The organism is Paraburkholderia bannensis NBRC 103871, from assembly GCF_000685015.1.
Lineage (GTDB): Bacteria > Pseudomonadota > Gammaproteobacteria > Burkholderiales > Burkholderiaceae > Paraburkholderia > Paraburkholderia bannensis.
In genome coordinates, this window is the sequence record NZ_BAYA01000012.1 from 197,652 (window position 1) to 211,837 (window position 14,186).

The following is a 14,186-nucleotide window of genomic DNA, read 5'->3' on the forward strand; positions in this document are numbered from 1 at the left end:
GCGAAAATCCGCAGGAAAACACTGATGTAACGGCCTTGCGCGGGTGTGTGCGATTGCGACGGTAGTCCCCCGGCATTAGAATGTGCTGCAATCCTTCACCGACCACGCCCGAGGCGAGCGCGCTTGATTCTTTACGAGTATCCCTTCAACGAGCGAATCCGGACGCTGCTGCGCCTCGAAGACCTGTTCGAGCGCTTCACGTTTTTCCTGACCCAGGAAGATCCGAGGGAACATCACGTTGCGCTCACGACGCTCTTCGAAATCGCAGAAGTCGCGGGCCGCGCCGATCTCAAGTCGGACCTCATGAAGGAACTCGAAAGGCAGCGTCAGACGCTCGCACCGTTCCGCGGCAATCCCGGTATCGAACAAAACGCGCTCGAAAGCGTGCTCGGCGAAATCGAGCAGACGCTTGCGGGTCTCACGCAGATGCAGGGCAAAACCGGCCAGCATCTTGCGGACAACGAATGGCTCACGAGCATCCGCAGCCGCGCGATCATTCCGGGCGGCACCTGCAAGTTCGACCTGCCCTCGTATTACGCGTGGCAGCAGTTGCACGCCGATCAACGCCGCCAGGACATCGCCAAGTGGGTGACGCCGCTCCTGCCGCTGCGCGACGCCGCCAGCATCGTGCTGCGCCTCGCGCGCGAATCGGGCCAGGCGTCGAAGGTCATGGCGATGCAGGGCAGCTATCAGCAGATGCTGTCCGGCCGCACCTACCAGTTGATGCAGGTACGCGTGGCACCGGATTTACGCGTGATTCCGGAAGCAAGCGCCAACAAGTACATGCTGTGGGTGCGCTTCACCGTTCAGGACGGCGATCTGCGTCCGCGCGCCGTCGATCAGGACGTGCCGTTCCAGCTCACGCTCTGTAGTCTGTAATTTTTTCGAATCCCGATTTTCCCAACCGCGGCGTCGCTCAAGAGACGCCGCCCAGTTACCGATCAGCCGACCGAATGACCACCGTCGTCAAATGTCCGACCTGCGGCAAGGATGTCCGCTGGGTACCGGAAAACCGTTTCCGCCCGTTCTGCTCCGAGCGTTGCAAGCAGATGGATCTCGGTGCCTGGGCCGCTGAAAAGTACCGGATCGGCGGCAACGAGGAAGACACGCCGCCCGATGACGAGGCGCCGCCCACTGACACGCGCCAGTAAGCACGCCAGCAGGCACACCAACAGGCGCACCAACAAGGCGCGCCCAAAATGAAAAAAGCCGCTGCACGTCAAACGTGCAGCGGCTTTTATGTTTCTGCCGACGGCCTCAGCGCCAGGCGTGGCTCATTCCGCCGCCAGCCACTCCAGCACGGGAATCGTCGCGGGCAGCAGCGGCTCGACGCTCGCGGGCAGCGCCTGCCAGGCGAGCGCCTGGCCTTCGCGTCCGTGCGGCTCGCCGCTCCACTCGGTGACCTTGCAGAAGTACAGCCGCACATAGGCGTGCGGATAGTCGTGTTCGAGCGTATGCCAGCGATGGCACGCCTTCACGTCGATACCCAGCTCCTCGTGCAGTTCGCGCGCCAGTGCCGCCTCGACCGACTCGCCCTTCTCCAGCTTGCCACCGGGGAATTCCCAGTAACCTGCGTAGGGCTTGCCCTCGGGACGTTGCGCCAGCAGGTAGCGGCCATCGGGCTGCACCATCACGCCTACGGCAACTTCCGTCACCGGACGGACGCTTTCCTTGGCTTGCTCGCTCATGCCTCTTGCGCCTTCTTGCCCGACCAGTCGCGTGCGAATTGCCACGCCACGCGGCCCGAGCGCGAACCGCGCTCCAGCGCCCAGACCAGCGCGTCGCCGCGCGCGCCTTCGACTTCGGCGTCGCTCACGCCGAAGTGACGCAGCCAGTGGCCGACGATGGTCAGATAGTCGTCCTGCTTGAACGGGTAGAAGCTCACCCACAGGCCGAAGCGCTCCGACAGCGAGATCTTCTCCTCCACTACTTCACCCGGATGAATCTCACCGTCGGGCATGTGCTTGTAGGACTCGTTGTCGCTCATGTACTCGGGCAGCAGATGGCGGCGGTTCGAGGTCGCGTAGATCAGCACGTTGTCCGACTGCGCGGCCACCGACCCGTCGAGCGCCACCTTGAGCGCCTTGTAGCCCGACTCGCCATCCTCGAACGAGAGATCGTCGCAGAACACGATGAAGCGCTCCGGGCGCGACGAGATCAGGTCGACGATATCGCCGAGGTCGTGCAGATCGTCCTTGTCGACTTCGATCAGGCGCAGGCCGTCCTTCGAGTACGCGTTCAGGCAGGCCTTGATCAGCGACGACTTGCCGGTGCCGCGCGCACCCGTCAGCAGCACGTTGTTCGCGGGCTTCTTCTGCACGAACTGGCGCGTGTTGCGATCGATGAGATCCTTCTGGCGGTCGATGTTCTGCAGGTCGTCCAGCGAGATCAGCGAAATCGCCGGAACCGGCTGCAGGAAGCCGCGGCCCTGGCGCTTGCGCCAGCGGAACGCGACTGCCGCGTTCCAGTCGACATCGGGCGCCGCCGGCGGCAACACGGCTTCGAGGCGGCCGAGCAGCGCTTCGGCGCGGGTCAGAAACTGTTCGAGCTTGTCCATTGCGTCGTGCTTGAAGAGATCAGGTGCGAATTAAGAACGGTAATCGGCGTTGATGCTCACGTAGTCGTGCGAGAGATCGCAAGTCCAGACGAAGGCTTCGGCGTTGCCGCGGCCAAGCACCACGCGGATCAGGATTTCGCTCTCCTTCATCACGCGCTGGCCGTCTTCTTCCTTGTACTCGGGGTTACGACCACCCGCCTTCGCGACGAGCACGTCATTCAGGTACAGGTCGATCTTGTTCACGTCGAGATCCGTCACGCCCGCATAGCCGATCGCGGCCAGAATACGGCCCAGATTGGGGTCGGATGCGTAGAACGCCGTCTTCACGAGCGGCGAATGGCCGATCGCGTAAGCGATCTGGCGGCATTCAGCGACGTCCTTGCCGCCTTCCACTTGCACGGTCATGAACTTGGTCGCGCCTTCGCCGTCGCGCACGATCAGTTGCGAAAGCGTCTGCGCGACTTCCGTGACCGCGTCGCGCAGGGCCGCGTAGGCCGGCGAATCGGTCGAGGTGATCGCGGGCAGGCTCGACTTGCCCGAGGCGATCAGGATGAACGAGTCGTTGGTCGAGGTATCGCCGTCGATCGTGATGCAGTTGAACGAGCGATCGGCCACGTACTTCACGAGCTCGTCGAGCACCGGTTGCGCGACGTTCGCATCGAACGCGAGGAAGCCCAGCATGGTCGCCATGTTCGGCTTGATCATGCCTGCGCCCTTGCTGATGCCGGTGAGCGTGACCGTGTGGCCATCGATCGTGACCTGGCGCGACGCGGCCTTCGGCAGCGTATCGGTCGTCATGATCGCCTGAGCGGCGTCGTACCAGTTGTTTTCCTTGCGGTTCTCAAGCGCGGCGGGCAGACCGGCCTTCAGGCGGTCGATCGGCAGCGGTTCGAGAATCACGCCCGTCGAGAACGGCAGCACCTGCGAGGACTCGATGCCCGCAAGGCGCGCGAGTTCGTCGCAGGTTTCGCGCGCGTGCTTCATGCCCGGCTCGCCCGTGCCCGCGTTCGCGTTGCCTGTGTTGATGACGAGCGCGCGGATGCCCTTGCCGCCCTCGCGCACCTTGGCGAGATGTTCGCGGCACACCGTGACCGGCGCGGCGCAGAAGCGGTTGAGCGTGAACACGCCCGCGACGCTCGCGCTTTCATCGACGGAAATCACCAGCACGTCCTTGCGATTGGGCTTGCGGATATGAGCTTCCGCCCAGCCTAGCGTCACGCCGGCGACCGGATGAAGTTGTGCGGGATCGATCGAGGGGAAATTGACAGCCATGGTGGCGACCTGTCGAAAAGGCAATGCCGGCCGCGGCGTCTACGCACCTGGCCGGCATCGGGATTCAAAACGCAAGGCCCGCCATGGTGAGCGGGCCGCCGGAATCAACGCGCAAGCGCATCACGAAGCGAGCGGCGCGGGCATCGAACATGAGTCGATACGCGCACCGTCGCGCTTCATCACGCAATCTTGCCGTGGCACTGCTTGTACTTCTTGCCGCTGCCGCACGGGCACGGGTCGTTGCGGCCGACCTTCGGCACGCCGTCGGCGTCCAGCGCCTCGTGGCTCATGGCCGCGCCGACCATGGCGGCGGCCGCGTCGGCCACCGGTGCGGCGGCTGCGACCGGCGCAGCTTCGGCGCCCGTTTCCGCGAATTCGGCGTGACGGAATTCGACGTTCTCGAGATGGCCGCCCTGCTCTTCCATTTGCTCGGCGGCTTCTTCGAGTTGCTGCGGCGACTGGATCTGCACGTTCATGACGATGCGCGTGACTTCCTGCTTCACGGCGTCGAGCATGGCAGCGAACAGTTCGAACGCTTCGCGCTTGTATTCCTGCTTCGGGTTCTTCTGCGCATAGCCGCGCAGATGGATGCCCTGGCGCAGGTGATCGAGCGCGGCAAGGTGTTCGCGCCAGCTACGGTCGAGCGTCTGCAGCATGACCGAGCGTTCGAACGCGCTGAACGATTCGCGGCCCACGAGCGCGACCTTCTGCTCATAGGCTTCGTCGGCGGCGGCGAGCACGGCTTCGAGAATCTCGTCCGCGTCGATCGACGACGACTCGTTGATCATTTCCTGGATCGCGAGGTCGAGCTGCCATTCGTTGCGCAGGATTTCCTCAAGCTCAGGCACGTCCCACTGCTCTTCGATGCTGCCGTGCGGCACATACTGGCGCACGATATCCGTCACCACGCCATGACGCATCGCGCCGATGGTCTCGGTGATGTCGTGCGCTTCGAGCAGTTCGTTGCGCTGCTGGTAGATCACCTTGCGCTGGTCGTTCGACACGTCGTCGTATTCGAGCAGCTGCTTACGAATGTCGAAGTTGCGCGCTTCGACCTTGCGCTGCGCCGACTCGATCGAACGCGTGACGATGCCTGCCTCGATCGCCTCGCCTTCCGGCATCTTCAGGCGATCCATGATGGCGCGCACGCGGTCGCCCGCGAAAATACGCAGCAGCGGATCTTCGAGCGACAGATAGAAACGCGACGATCCCGGATCGCCCTGACGGCCCGCACGGCCGCGCAGCTGGTTGTCGATACGGCGCGACTCGTGACGCTCGGTGCCGATGATGTGCAGGCCGCCCGCGGCCTTCACCTGATCGTGCAACGTCTGCCATTCGTCGTGCAGTTGCTGGATGCGGCGCGCTTTTTCGTCGGCGGGAATCGCTTCGTCGGCTTCGATGAACGCAGCCTGCTTTTCCGCATTGCCGCCCAGCACGATGTCGGTACCGCGACCGGCCATGTTGGTGGCGATCGTGATGCGCTTCGGACGGCCGGCTTCAGCGACGATCGCGGCTTCGCGGCCGTGCTGCTTGGCGTTGAGCACGTCGTGCGGCAGACCGGCCTGCGTGAGCAGGTGCGACAGCACTTCCGAGTTTTCGATCGACGTCGTACCGACCAGCACCGGCTGGCCGCGATCGTGACATTCGCGGATATCGCGAATCACGGCGTCGTAGCGCTCCTTGGCGGTCTTGTAGATCTGATCCTGCTTGTCGATGCGCTTCGGAATCCGGTTGGTCGGGATCACGACCGTTTCCAGGCCGTAAATCTCGTTGAATTCGTACGCTTCGGTGTCCGCCGTACCCGTCATGCCCGCGAGCTTGGCGTACATGCGGAAGTAGTTCTGGAACGTGATCGACGCGAGCGTCTGGTTCTCGCTCTGGATCTTGACGTGTTCCTTTGCTTCCACGGCCTGATGCAGACCGTCCGACCAGCGGCGACCGGCCATCAGGCGGCCCGTGAATTCGTCGACGATGACGACTTCACCGTTTTGCACCACGTAGTGCTGATCCTTGAAGAACAGCGTGTGCGCGCGCAGCGCGGCGTACACGTGGTGCATCAGCGTGATGTTCTGCGGCGCGTAGAGGCTTTCGCCCTGACCGATCAGGCCCCACTCGGCGAGCATGCGCTCGGCCTTTTCGTGGCCAGCTTCCGTCAGGAACACCTGACGCGCCTTTTCGTCGAGCGTGTAGTCGCCCGGCTTTTCCACGCCCGTACCGTCGGCTTTCTCTTCGCCGATCTGACGTTCGAGCAGCGGCGGCAGCGCATTCATGCGCACGTAGAGTTCGGTGTGATCTTCGGCCTGGCCCGAGATGATGAGCGGCGTACGCGCTTCGTCGATCAGGATCGAGTCCACTTCGTCGACCACGGCGAAGTTCAGCGCACGCTGCACGCGCGCCTCGGTCTCGTAGACCATGTTGTCGCGCAGGTAGTCGAAGCCGAACTCGTTGTTCGTACCGTAGGTGATGTCCGCGCCGTAGGCTTCCTGCTTCATGCCGTGATCCATCTGCGACAGATTGATGCCGACAGACAGACCGAGGAAGTTGTACAGACGCGCCATCCATTCGGCGTCGCGCTGGGCGAGATAATCGTTCACCGTGACGACGTGCACGCCGCGCCCCGACAGGGCGTTCAGGTACACCGGCAGCGTAGCGACGAGCGTCTTGCCCTCGCCCGTGCGCATTTCGGCGATCTTGCCGTAGTGCAGCACCATGCCGCCGATCAGCTGGACGTCGAAGTGGCGCATCTTGAGCACGCGCTTGCTCGCTTCGCGGCAGACGGCAAACGCTTCCGGCAGCAGGTCGTCGAGCGACGTGCCATTGGCGACGCGCTCGCGGAACTCAACGGTCTTGGCGCGCAGTTGCTCGTCGGTGTATTGCTCGATGGTCGGTTCGAGCGCGTTGATCGCCGCGACCGTCTTCTGATATTGCTTGATCAGGCGCTGATTGCGGCTGCCAAAGATTTTCTGTAAGAAACCGGTGGTCATCGGATCGGTGTCTGCGTCGCGGCTTCGGCCGGGATTGCTGCACGGCGCGTTGCAAACGGACTGGTTTGCATACGTTTTGCGCCACACACCCGGATCGGAAGGACCTCGGCGGCTTAAGCCCAAATTGGTGGATTCGAATCGGGCATTTTAGCACGCACCCTGGGCGCCGCCCGTGTCAACGCCGTGATGGGTGCAGCGCCGGGTGCAGTGCGAAAAGCCCGTGCCGACGCGCCTCGCCAGCCGATCTTTCGGGCCGCTCGCGTGGCCCGCTTCGAGCGCTGCCGCAAGGATCCGGCAACAGGACAAGGCGCGTGGAGGTAAAACGCGCAGGCTACAATGCTACTGACGCTGCGCAGCCCGCGCATGCACCTCTACTCGCCACATGAGCCGTTTTTCGCCGTTTTCAAGGCCGGACGCCCCAGCCGCGCCGCGTACGCAGCGCAAGACGCACAACACGCGCGGCCCGGGCAAGGCGCCGCGCGCGCCCCAGCCGCTCGCCGAAGTCCTCAGCCGCACGGACGCGTTCGCGCCGCTGCGCGCGGGCGTCGAGCAGATTGCGGCGATCCAGCGCGACCTCAATGCGCTCTTGCCCGACTATCTGGCCGCGAGCGTCGAACCAGGGTTCATCAAGGACGGCACGTTGGCGCTGTTCGCGGCGCACAACGCGCTGGCCGCTCGCCTGCGACATCTCGAACCACGCCTCGTCACCGAATTGCAGGCGCGCGGCTGGGCGCTGACCAGCGTGCGCATTCGCGTGCGCCCGCAGGCCGTGAAGGAGCCGCCGCAGCCCAAGCAGGCGCGCATGACGCCCGCAGGCGCCGCGGCGCTGGCCACGCTCAGCGAAAGCCTGCCGCCCTCGCCGCTGCAGGAAGCGCTCGCAAAAATGGCGGCGCGGCACTTGAAGCGCCGCTAAATCGATCGCACGAAATAAAAAAAGGGGGGCATGAAGCCACCCTTTTTCGTTTTATCGCGTGCTTGACGCCGATCAGGCAAACGCCGCCTGCGCATCGAAAGCGAACCCGCGCGGCGCCTTTTGCGCATCGTCGAAGGTGACGATTTCATACGCATCTTCGTGCGCCAGCAGTTCGCGCAACAGCGCGTTGTTCAGGCCGTGGCCCGACTTGTACGCGTCGTACGACGCCAGCAGCGGATGGCCGACCACATAAAGGTCGCCAATCGCGTCCAGCATCTTGTGCTTCACGAACTCGTCGTCGTAACGCAGTCCGTCGTTGTTCAAAATGCGGTACTCGTCCAGCACGATCGCGTTATCCATGCTGCCGCCGCGCGCGAGACCCAGTTCGCGCATCATTTCGACTTCATGCGCGAAGCCGAACGTGCGGGCACGAGCGATTTCACGCACGTACGAGGTGTTCGCGAAGTCGACTTCGAGCGCCTGGCCCGTCTTGTCGACCGCCGGATGACGGAAGTCGATGGTGAACTTGAGCTTGAAGCCGAAGAACGGATCGAGGCGCGCGAACTTGTCGCCATCGCGCACTTCCACGGTCTTCTTCACCTTGATGAACTTCTTGGCTGCGTTCTGTTCTTCGATGCCCGCCGACTGGATCAGGAACACGAACGACGATGCGCTGCCGTCCATGATCGGGATTTCTTCCGCGGTCACGTCGATATAAAGGTTGTCGATGCCAAGACCCGCGCACGCCGACATCAAGTGCTCGATCGTCGAGACGCGTGCGCCGTCCTTTTGCAGCACCGAGGCGAGGCGCGTATCGCCAATCGCCATCGCCGACGCGGGGATGTCCACCGGGTTCGGCAAATCCACGCGCGAAAACACGATGCCCGTGTCCGGCGCCGCCGGGCGTAGCGTCAGATTGACCTTGCGGCCCGAGTGCAGGCCGATGCCAACCGTTTTCACGATCGATTTGATGGTTCGCTGCTTCAACATAGTGTTCTACTCATTGAAAATCCCAATCGGGACTTTTTAACTCATAGGACGAATTATACTCCAAGTCTGGCATGTCCGTCGTCGTCCGGGGCGTGACAATCTGTTTCCCCACGTTACTCCGTTGGGATGGACGACGGGCCGATGGCCGGAACGGAGGCGTTCCCGGCCATCGGCCCGCACGGCTGGTAGTAATAGCCCGTCACATTTACCCTGCCGGCCCGTTGCATTGCGGCAACGCAAGCGCGGCCTGGGCGCTCATGTCGGGCTCAACGTGGCGAGTATGCTCGCGGCATCGCTGACTTCGAATTTGCCGGGCGCCTCGACGTTCAGCGTCTTGACCACGCCGTCGTCGATCACCATGGCGTAGCGCTGGGATCGTATGCCCATGCCACGCGCCGACAGATCCTGATCCAGACCGAGTGCACGAGTGAACGCCGCGCTGCCGTCGGCCATCATGCGTACCTTGCCCGAGGTCCGCTGATCTCGCCCCCACGCGCCCATCACGAACGCGTCGTTGACGGACACGCACCAGATTTCGTCGATGCCCGCCGCGCGTAACGCTTCGTACTGCTCGACATAACCCGGTACGTGTTTCGCGGAGCACGTGGGCGTAAACGCGCCCGGCAATCCGAAGATCACCACACGTTTGCCCGCCGTTTGCTCACGCACGCTGAAGCTGTTCGGCCCCAGCGTGCAGCCCGCGCGCTCGTCTTCGATCAATTCGAAGAGCGTGGCGTCGGGCAGCGTATCACCCTGTTTGATCATCACTCGTCCTTCACATCGATGCGCTAAACGTCTGCATTCGTCATGGCATGCGACAGCGCGTTCAAGACCGCGCGCATACGCCGTGCCGCATCGTCGCACTAAAGCCGCTTAAGCGACTTAAGCAACTAAGGCACCTAAAGCGCAGCGGGCACGCGTCCCGGCCGTGCATCCTGGTGGATGCGGCCTTGCGGGTCTCGTTAGCCATCATCGCAATCATGCCGAACGCTCCGTCCGCGGACGGGCACCGTACCGCTGTGCCCGGCGCCGCAGCCAGAACTCGCTCGTCGCGCAGTCCGCCTGAGCAGACCTTAGTCGGCCTGCTTGCGCAGGAACGCCGGGATGTCGTACGTATCGACGCCCTTTTCCTGCAGCGCCTGCACGTGCGAGGCCGCGGTGTCGCGCGACGTGCGCCAGACTGCCGGCGTGTCGAGCGCGCCGTAGTCAGCGCCTTGCGTCTGCGGCGGTGCGTAGGAATGCTGAGCGGCGGCAACCGGATGGTTGTCCGTGCCCGTACGCAGCAGCGTCATCGGCGCAGCCTGCTGGCGCGTTGCTGCCGCGCGGCCCAGACCCGTCGCCACGACCGTCACGCGCAGTGCGTCGCCCATCGCGTCGTCGTACACGGCACCGAAGATCACCGTGGCGTCTTCCGCCGCGTAGCTCTTGATGGTGTTCATGACTTCACGCGTTTCCGACAGACGCAGCGAACGGCTCGACGTGATGTTGACCAGCACGCCACGCGCGCCCGACAGATCGACGCCTTCGAGCAGCGGGCTTGCGACCGCCTGTTCTGCGGCCAGACGTGCGCGATCGACGCCGGCAACCGTCGCCGTGCCCATCATCGCCTTGCCCTGCTCGCCCATCACCGTCTTCACGTCTTCAAAGTCGACGTTCACCAGACCGTCGACGTTGATGATTTCAGCGATACCGGCAACTGCGTTGTTCAGAACGTCGTCCGCGCACTGGAAGCACTTGTCCATCTCGGCGTCATCGCCCATCACGTCGAACAGCTTGTCGTTCAGGACGACGATCAGCGAGTCGACGTGATCCTCCAGTTGCTGCGAGCCGGCTTCCGCCACGCGCATGCGCTTGCCACCTTCGAATTCAAACGGCTTGCTCACGACACCAACCGTGAGAATGCCCATTTCCTTGGCGATCTGCGCGACCACGGGTGCTGCACCCGTACCAGTGCCGCCGCCCATGCCGGCGGTGATGAACACCATGTGCGCGCCCAGCAGCGAGTCTGCGATGCGCTCGCGGGCTTCTTCAGCTGCCGCGCGGCCCATTTCCGGCTTGGCGCCAGCGCCCAGACCCGTGTTGCCGAGCTGGATCACAGCCGGCGCGCGCGAACGCGAGAGCGCCTGGGCGTCCGTGTTCATCACGATGAAGTCGACGCCCTGCACGCCACGATTGATCATGTGCTGCACGGCATTGCCGCCAGCGCCACCTACGCCCACCACCTTGATGATGGTGCCGTTGGTTTCCGTTTCCAGCATCTGGAATTCCATGTTGCCTCCGTCAAGAAAAAGATTTCCGCTCCTCGGCGTTATTCAGGGGAGAGTCGGGCAACCCTTCCCTGCGCGCCAGCCGCCGTCACCAGCGCGTATTCGGTCCCTGCGTTCTGCCTTTGCGTCTGCTTTGCGTCTAATTTGCGCGTTTGGTTCGCGCAGATCACAGCATCAGAAGTTGCCGAGGAACCAGTCCTTCATGCGAGTGAAGACCTGGCCCATCGACCCCGACTGCACAGCAACCTTGCGACCGCGCATACGCTGCGCGCGGCCCTCCACGAGCAGGCCCATCGCCGTCGAATAGCGCGGATTGCGCACGACGTCGGCGAGACCGCCCGCGTACTCCGGCACGCCAATGCGCACCGGCTTGAGGAAAATGTCCTCGCCCAGTTCCACCATGCCCGGCATCATCGCGGCGCCGCCCGTCAGCACGACGCCCGAACTGAGCAATTCCTCATAGCCCGACTCGCGCACCACCTGCTGCACGAGCGAGAACAGTTCTTCCACGCGCGGCTCGATCACCGCAGCGAGCGCCTGGCGCGACAGCGTGCGCGGGCCGCGCTCGCCAAGGCCTGGCACTTCGATCATTTCGTCCGGATCGGCGAGCGCCTGCTTCGCGATGCCGTAGCTGACCTTGATGTCTTCCGCGTCGGGCGTCGGCGTGCGCAGCGCCATCGCGATGTCGCTCGTCACCTGGTCGCCCGCAATCGGAATCACGGCCGTGTGACGGATCGCGCCTTCGCTGAAGATCGCGATATCGGTCGTGCCGCCGCCCACGTCCACCAGCACCACGCCGAGTTCCTTCTCGTCGTCGGTGAGCACCGCCAGCGACGACGCCAGCGGCTGCAAAATCAGGTCGTTCACTTCGAGGCCGCAACGGCGCACGCACTTCACGATGTTCTGCGCCGCGCTGACCGCGCCCGTGACGATGTGCACCTTCACTTCCAGGCGAATGCCGCTCATGCCGATCGGCTCGCGCACATCTTCCTGACCGTCGATGATGAATTCCTGCGTGAGGATATGCAGCACCTGCTGGTCGGTCGGGATGTTGATCGCCTTGGCCGTTTCGATCACGCGCGCGACGTCCGTCTGCGTGACTTCCTTCTCCTTGATGGCGACCATGCCGCTCGAGTTGAAGCTGCGGATATGGCTGCCTGCGATGCCGGTGAACACGTTAGTGATCTTGCAGTCGGCCATGAGTTCCGCTTCTTCGAGCGCACGCTGGATAGACTGCACCGTGGCCTCGATGTTCACCACCACGCCCTTCTTGAGACCTTTCGATTCGGCCTGGCCGAGGCCGATCACCTCGTAGTGGCCATCGCTTTTCATTTCAGCGACGACGGCCACCACCTTCGACGTCCCGATGTCGAGGCTGACCAGCAGATCCTTATAGTCTTTACTCATATCGTGCTCGTTGCGTGTGATGTGCTGTTACTTCTTGCCCGGGCCGGGCGTATCGCTAATGAAGCGCATGCCCGCCGCCCGAATCGCAAAACCGTTCGGATAGCGCAAATCCGCATATTCGATGTCTTTCCCCCAACGTTGCGTGAGCGCCGACCACGCGGCGATGAGGCGATGCGAGCGTTCCGCGAGTGTGTCCGCGTTGCGTTCGCGACCGAGTTCCACCTGCATGCCGTTCGAGAGCTTCACCGTCCACGCGTAGCGCGGCGTCAGCGTCACTTCGTCCGGTTCGAGACCGAGCGGCGCAAACCACTTCACGAAGTCGCGATAACGCGCGACGACTTCGGGCGCCGTGCCGTCCGGGCCGTCGAACGCAGGCAGGTCTTCGTCGAGCTCGCCCTGGTTCGCGGTGAACAGTTCGCCGTCGGTGCTCACGAGCTGGTCGCTGCCCCACGTGCCGAGCGGCTTGTACTCTTCGAGCGACACCGCCAGCACGTTCGGCCAGACGCGGCGCACGCTCGCATGGCGCACCCACGGCATCTGTTCGAAGGCAGCGCGCGCCGTGTCGAGATCGACGGTGAAGAAGTTGCCCTTCAGGCGTCCGACCACGCTCGCGCGCACCGTGGGCGCGTTGATGTGCTCGGTGTCCCCCTCGATGCGGATTTCGCGCAGCGCGAAGTTCGGCCGCTGCACCAGCCAGTAGCAGCCGGCCACCAGAAGCGCGAGCACGAGCAGCGCGTGCAACGCGTTGGCGGCGAGGTTGAGCTGGCGTACGTTATTCCACATGTCGGCGTCGGTTCAATCCGTCGATTCAGTCCGTTGGTTCACTCTTTGAGGCGAGATCAGTCTTTGAGCGTCAGCGCCAGCACGCGCACCACGAGGTCGCGGTACTCGATGCCGACCGAGCGCGCGGCCTTCGGCGGCAGCGAGTGATCGGTCATGCCAGGCGCCGTGTTCACTTCGAGGAAATACGGGTTGCCCGCTGCGTCCATCATGAAATCGGCGCGGCCCCAGTCGGTGCAGCCGAGCACGTCGAACGCGCGGCGCGCGAGCTTCTTCAGTTCGGCTTCTTTCTCGGGCGCGACGCCGCACGGAATCAGGTACTGCGTCGTGTCGAGGATGTACTTCGCGTCGTAGTCGTAGAACTCGCCCGCCGGCACGATCTTGATGATCGGCAGGTCGAGGTCGCCCGCGACGCAGGCCGTATATTCGCCACCGCCTTCGATGCTCTTTTCCACCAGCACGATCTTGTCGTGCTTCGCGGCTTCGACGATGGCCGGCACGAGGTCGGCTTCGGTCTTCACCTTGATGACGGCCACGCTCGACCCTTCGCTCGCGGGCTTCACGAACAGCGGCAGGCCGAGCTTCGCAACGATGCCAGGCGCCGCAGCGGCGTAATCGTCGCCACGCAGCACGGCGACGAACGGCGGCGTCGGGATGCCGAGCTGCTGCCACACCAGCTTGCTGCGGAACTTGTCCAGACCGAGCGCCGATCCCAGCACACCCGTACCCGTGTAACGGATGCCGTAAAAGTCGAGCGCGCCCTGGATCTGGCCGTTCTCGCCATAACCGCCATGCAGCGCGTTGAACGCGCGCACGAAGCCTTCGTCCTTGAGCGCCGACAGCGGACGCTCGGACGGATCGAACGCGTGCGCGTCGATGCCCGCTTGCTGGAGCGCCTGAAGCACCAGCGAGCCGGACTTGAGCGACACTGCGCGCTCGGCGGACACGCCGCCCAGCAGAACCGCTACCTTGCCAAACTGCTTCGGATCGAATTTCGGGTCGATGCTGCTCATGTC

General features: G+C 63.8%; 13 protein-coding genes. 3 read left to right on the forward strand and 10 right to left on the reverse strand.

All coding sequences use genetic code 11. The annotated features are described in order from the left end of the window. Window positions 1-123 precede the first annotated feature (123 nt). Together zapD and BBA01S_RS19825 are read left to right on the forward strand one after the other, a co-directional pair. Entirely contained in the window at window positions 124-879 is a 756-nt protein-coding gene (zapD, locus tag BBA01S_RS19820) for a cell division protein ZapD (protein ID WP_027817983.1), read from the forward strand. A 74-nt stretch (window positions 880-953) separates the two neighbouring features. Continuing rightward, a complete protein-coding gene (locus BBA01S_RS19825) occupies window positions 954-1,151 on the forward strand; it encodes a DNA gyrase inhibitor YacG (RefSeq protein WP_027817984.1) in 198 nt (65 codons plus the stop codon). 123 nt (window positions 1,152-1,274) lie between these two features. On the opposite strand, the gene BBA01S_RS19830 is transcribed toward BBA01S_RS19825, so the two are convergent. The 4 genes from BBA01S_RS19830 to secA form a co-directional block, all read right to left on the reverse strand. After that, complete coding sequence (locus BBA01S_RS19830) at window positions 1,275-1,688, reverse strand: NUDIX domain-containing protein (protein ID WP_027817985.1); 414 nt, start codon at window positions 1,686-1,688, stop codon at window positions 1,275-1,277. Next, window positions 1,685-2,557 carry an ATP-binding protein gene (locus BBA01S_RS19835; protein WP_027817986.1) on the reverse strand — a complete coding sequence of 291 codons (873 nt, stop codon included), beginning with the start codon at window positions 2,555-2,557 and terminating at the stop codon, window positions 1,685-1,687. Before BBA01S_RS19835 ends, BBA01S_RS19830 begins: the two co-directional genes overlap by 4 nt. A 30-nt stretch (window positions 2,558-2,587) precedes the next feature. Next, window positions 2,588-3,829, reverse strand: coding sequence for a bifunctional glutamate N-acetyltransferase/amino-acid acetyltransferase ArgJ (argJ, locus tag BBA01S_RS19840; protein ID WP_027817987.1), 1,242 nt, complete (start codon window positions 3,827-3,829; stop codon window positions 2,588-2,590). Window positions 3,830-4,008: 179 nt separating this feature from the next. After that, the gene (secA, locus tag BBA01S_RS19850; RefSeq protein ID WP_027817988.1) at window positions 4,009-6,813 is read right to left on the reverse strand and encodes a preprotein translocase subunit SecA; all 2,805 of its coding nucleotides are present in this window, start codon (window positions 6,811-6,813) and stop codon (window positions 4,009-4,011) included. A 382-nt stretch (window positions 6,814-7,195) separates the two neighbouring features. On the opposite strand from secA, the gene BBA01S_RS19855 reads away from it, so the two are divergent. Continuing rightward, on the forward strand, window positions 7,196-7,726 hold the full coding sequence (locus BBA01S_RS19855) for a DUF721 domain-containing protein (protein WP_027817989.1): 531 nt from the start codon (window positions 7,196-7,198) through the stop codon (window positions 7,724-7,726). Window positions 7,727-7,798: 72 nt separating this feature from the next. On the opposite strand, the gene lpxC is transcribed toward BBA01S_RS19855, so the two are convergent. The 6 genes from lpxC to BBA01S_RS19885 all read right to left on the reverse strand — a co-directional run bounded on the left by lpxC (window position 7,799) and on the right by BBA01S_RS19885 (window position 14,183). Continuing rightward, a complete protein-coding gene (gene lpxC, locus BBA01S_RS19860; protein WP_027817990.1) occupies window positions 7,799-8,716 on the reverse strand; it encodes a UDP-3-O-acyl-N-acetylglucosamine deacetylase in 918 nt (305 codons plus the stop codon). Window positions 8,717-8,971: 255 nt separating this feature from the next. Further along, window positions 8,972-9,481 (reverse strand): peroxiredoxin, encoded by a 510-nt coding sequence (locus tag BBA01S_RS19865; protein WP_027817991.1) that lies wholly within the window; start codon window positions 9,479-9,481, stop codon window positions 8,972-8,974. Between the two features lie 308 nt (window positions 9,482-9,789). Next, window positions 9,790-10,986: a cell division protein FtsZ gene (gene ftsZ, locus BBA01S_RS19870; protein WP_027817992.1), complete on the reverse strand. Its 1,197-nt coding sequence runs from the start codon at window positions 10,984-10,986 to the stop codon at window positions 9,790-9,792. A gap of 171 nt (window positions 10,987-11,157) precedes the next feature. Beyond that, window positions 11,158-12,390 carry a cell division protein FtsA gene (gene ftsA / locus BBA01S_RS19875; RefSeq protein WP_027817993.1) on the reverse strand — a complete coding sequence of 411 codons (1,233 nt, stop codon included), beginning with the start codon at window positions 12,388-12,390 and terminating at the stop codon, window positions 11,158-11,160. Between the two features lie 27 nt (window positions 12,391-12,417). Further along, window positions 12,418-13,173: a cell division protein FtsQ/DivIB gene (locus BBA01S_RS19880; protein ID WP_027817994.1), complete on the reverse strand. Its 756-nt coding sequence runs from the start codon at window positions 13,171-13,173 to the stop codon at window positions 12,418-12,420. A 56-nt stretch (window positions 13,174-13,229) separates the two neighbouring features. Next, window positions 13,230-14,183, reverse strand: a complete 954-nt coding sequence (locus tag BBA01S_RS19885; protein WP_027817995.1) for a D-alanine--D-alanine ligase — start codon at window positions 14,181-14,183, stop codon at window positions 13,230-13,232. Window positions 14,184-14,186 lie beyond the last annotated feature (3 nt).

What these genes read in the sequence shown, in the direction of transcription:
- BBA01S_RS19825 (WP_027817984.1), top strand. Translation starts at nt 954, where the DNA reads ATGACCACCGTCGTCAAATGTCCGACCTGCGGCAAGGATGTCCGCTGG.
- BBA01S_RS19830 (WP_027817985.1), bottom strand. Translation starts at nt 1,688, where the DNA reads ATGAGCGAGCAAGCCAAGGAAAGCGTCCGTCCGGTGACGGAAGTTGCC.
- BBA01S_RS19835 (WP_027817986.1), bottom strand. Translation starts at nt 2,557, where the DNA reads ATGGACAAGCTCGAACAGTTTCTGACCCGCGCCGAAGCGCTGCTCGGC.
- argJ (WP_027817987.1), bottom strand. Translation starts at nt 3,829, where the DNA reads ATGGCTGTCAATTTCCCCTCGATCGATCCCGCACAACTTCATCCGGTC.
- secA (WP_027817988.1), bottom strand. Translation starts at nt 6,813, where the DNA reads ATGACCACCGGTTTCTTACAGAAAATCTTTGGCAGCCGCAATCAGCGC.
- BBA01S_RS19855 (WP_027817989.1), top strand. Translation starts at nt 7,196, where the DNA reads ATGAGCCGTTTTTCGCCGTTTTCAAGGCCGGACGCCCCAGCCGCGCCG.
- lpxC (WP_027817990.1), bottom strand. Translation starts at nt 8,716, where the DNA reads ATGTTGAAGCAGCGAACCATCAAATCGATCGTGAAAACGGTTGGCATC.
- BBA01S_RS19865 (WP_027817991.1), bottom strand. Translation starts at nt 9,481, where the DNA reads ATGATCAAACAGGGTGATACGCTGCCCGACGCCACGCTCTTCGAATTG.
- ftsZ (WP_027817992.1), bottom strand. Translation starts at nt 10,986, where the DNA reads ATGGAATTCCAGATGCTGGAAACGGAAACCAACGGCACCATCATCAAG.
- ftsA (WP_027817993.1), bottom strand. Translation starts at nt 12,390, where the DNA reads ATGAGTAAAGACTATAAGGATCTGCTGGTCAGCCTCGACATCGGGACG.
- BBA01S_RS19880 (WP_027817994.1), bottom strand. Translation starts at nt 13,173, where the DNA reads ATGTGGAATAACGTACGCCAGCTCAACCTCGCCGCCAACGCGTTGCAC.
- BBA01S_RS19885 (WP_027817995.1), bottom strand. Translation starts at nt 14,183, where the DNA reads ATGAGCAGCATCGACCCGAAATTCGATCCGAAGCAGTTTGGCAAGGTA.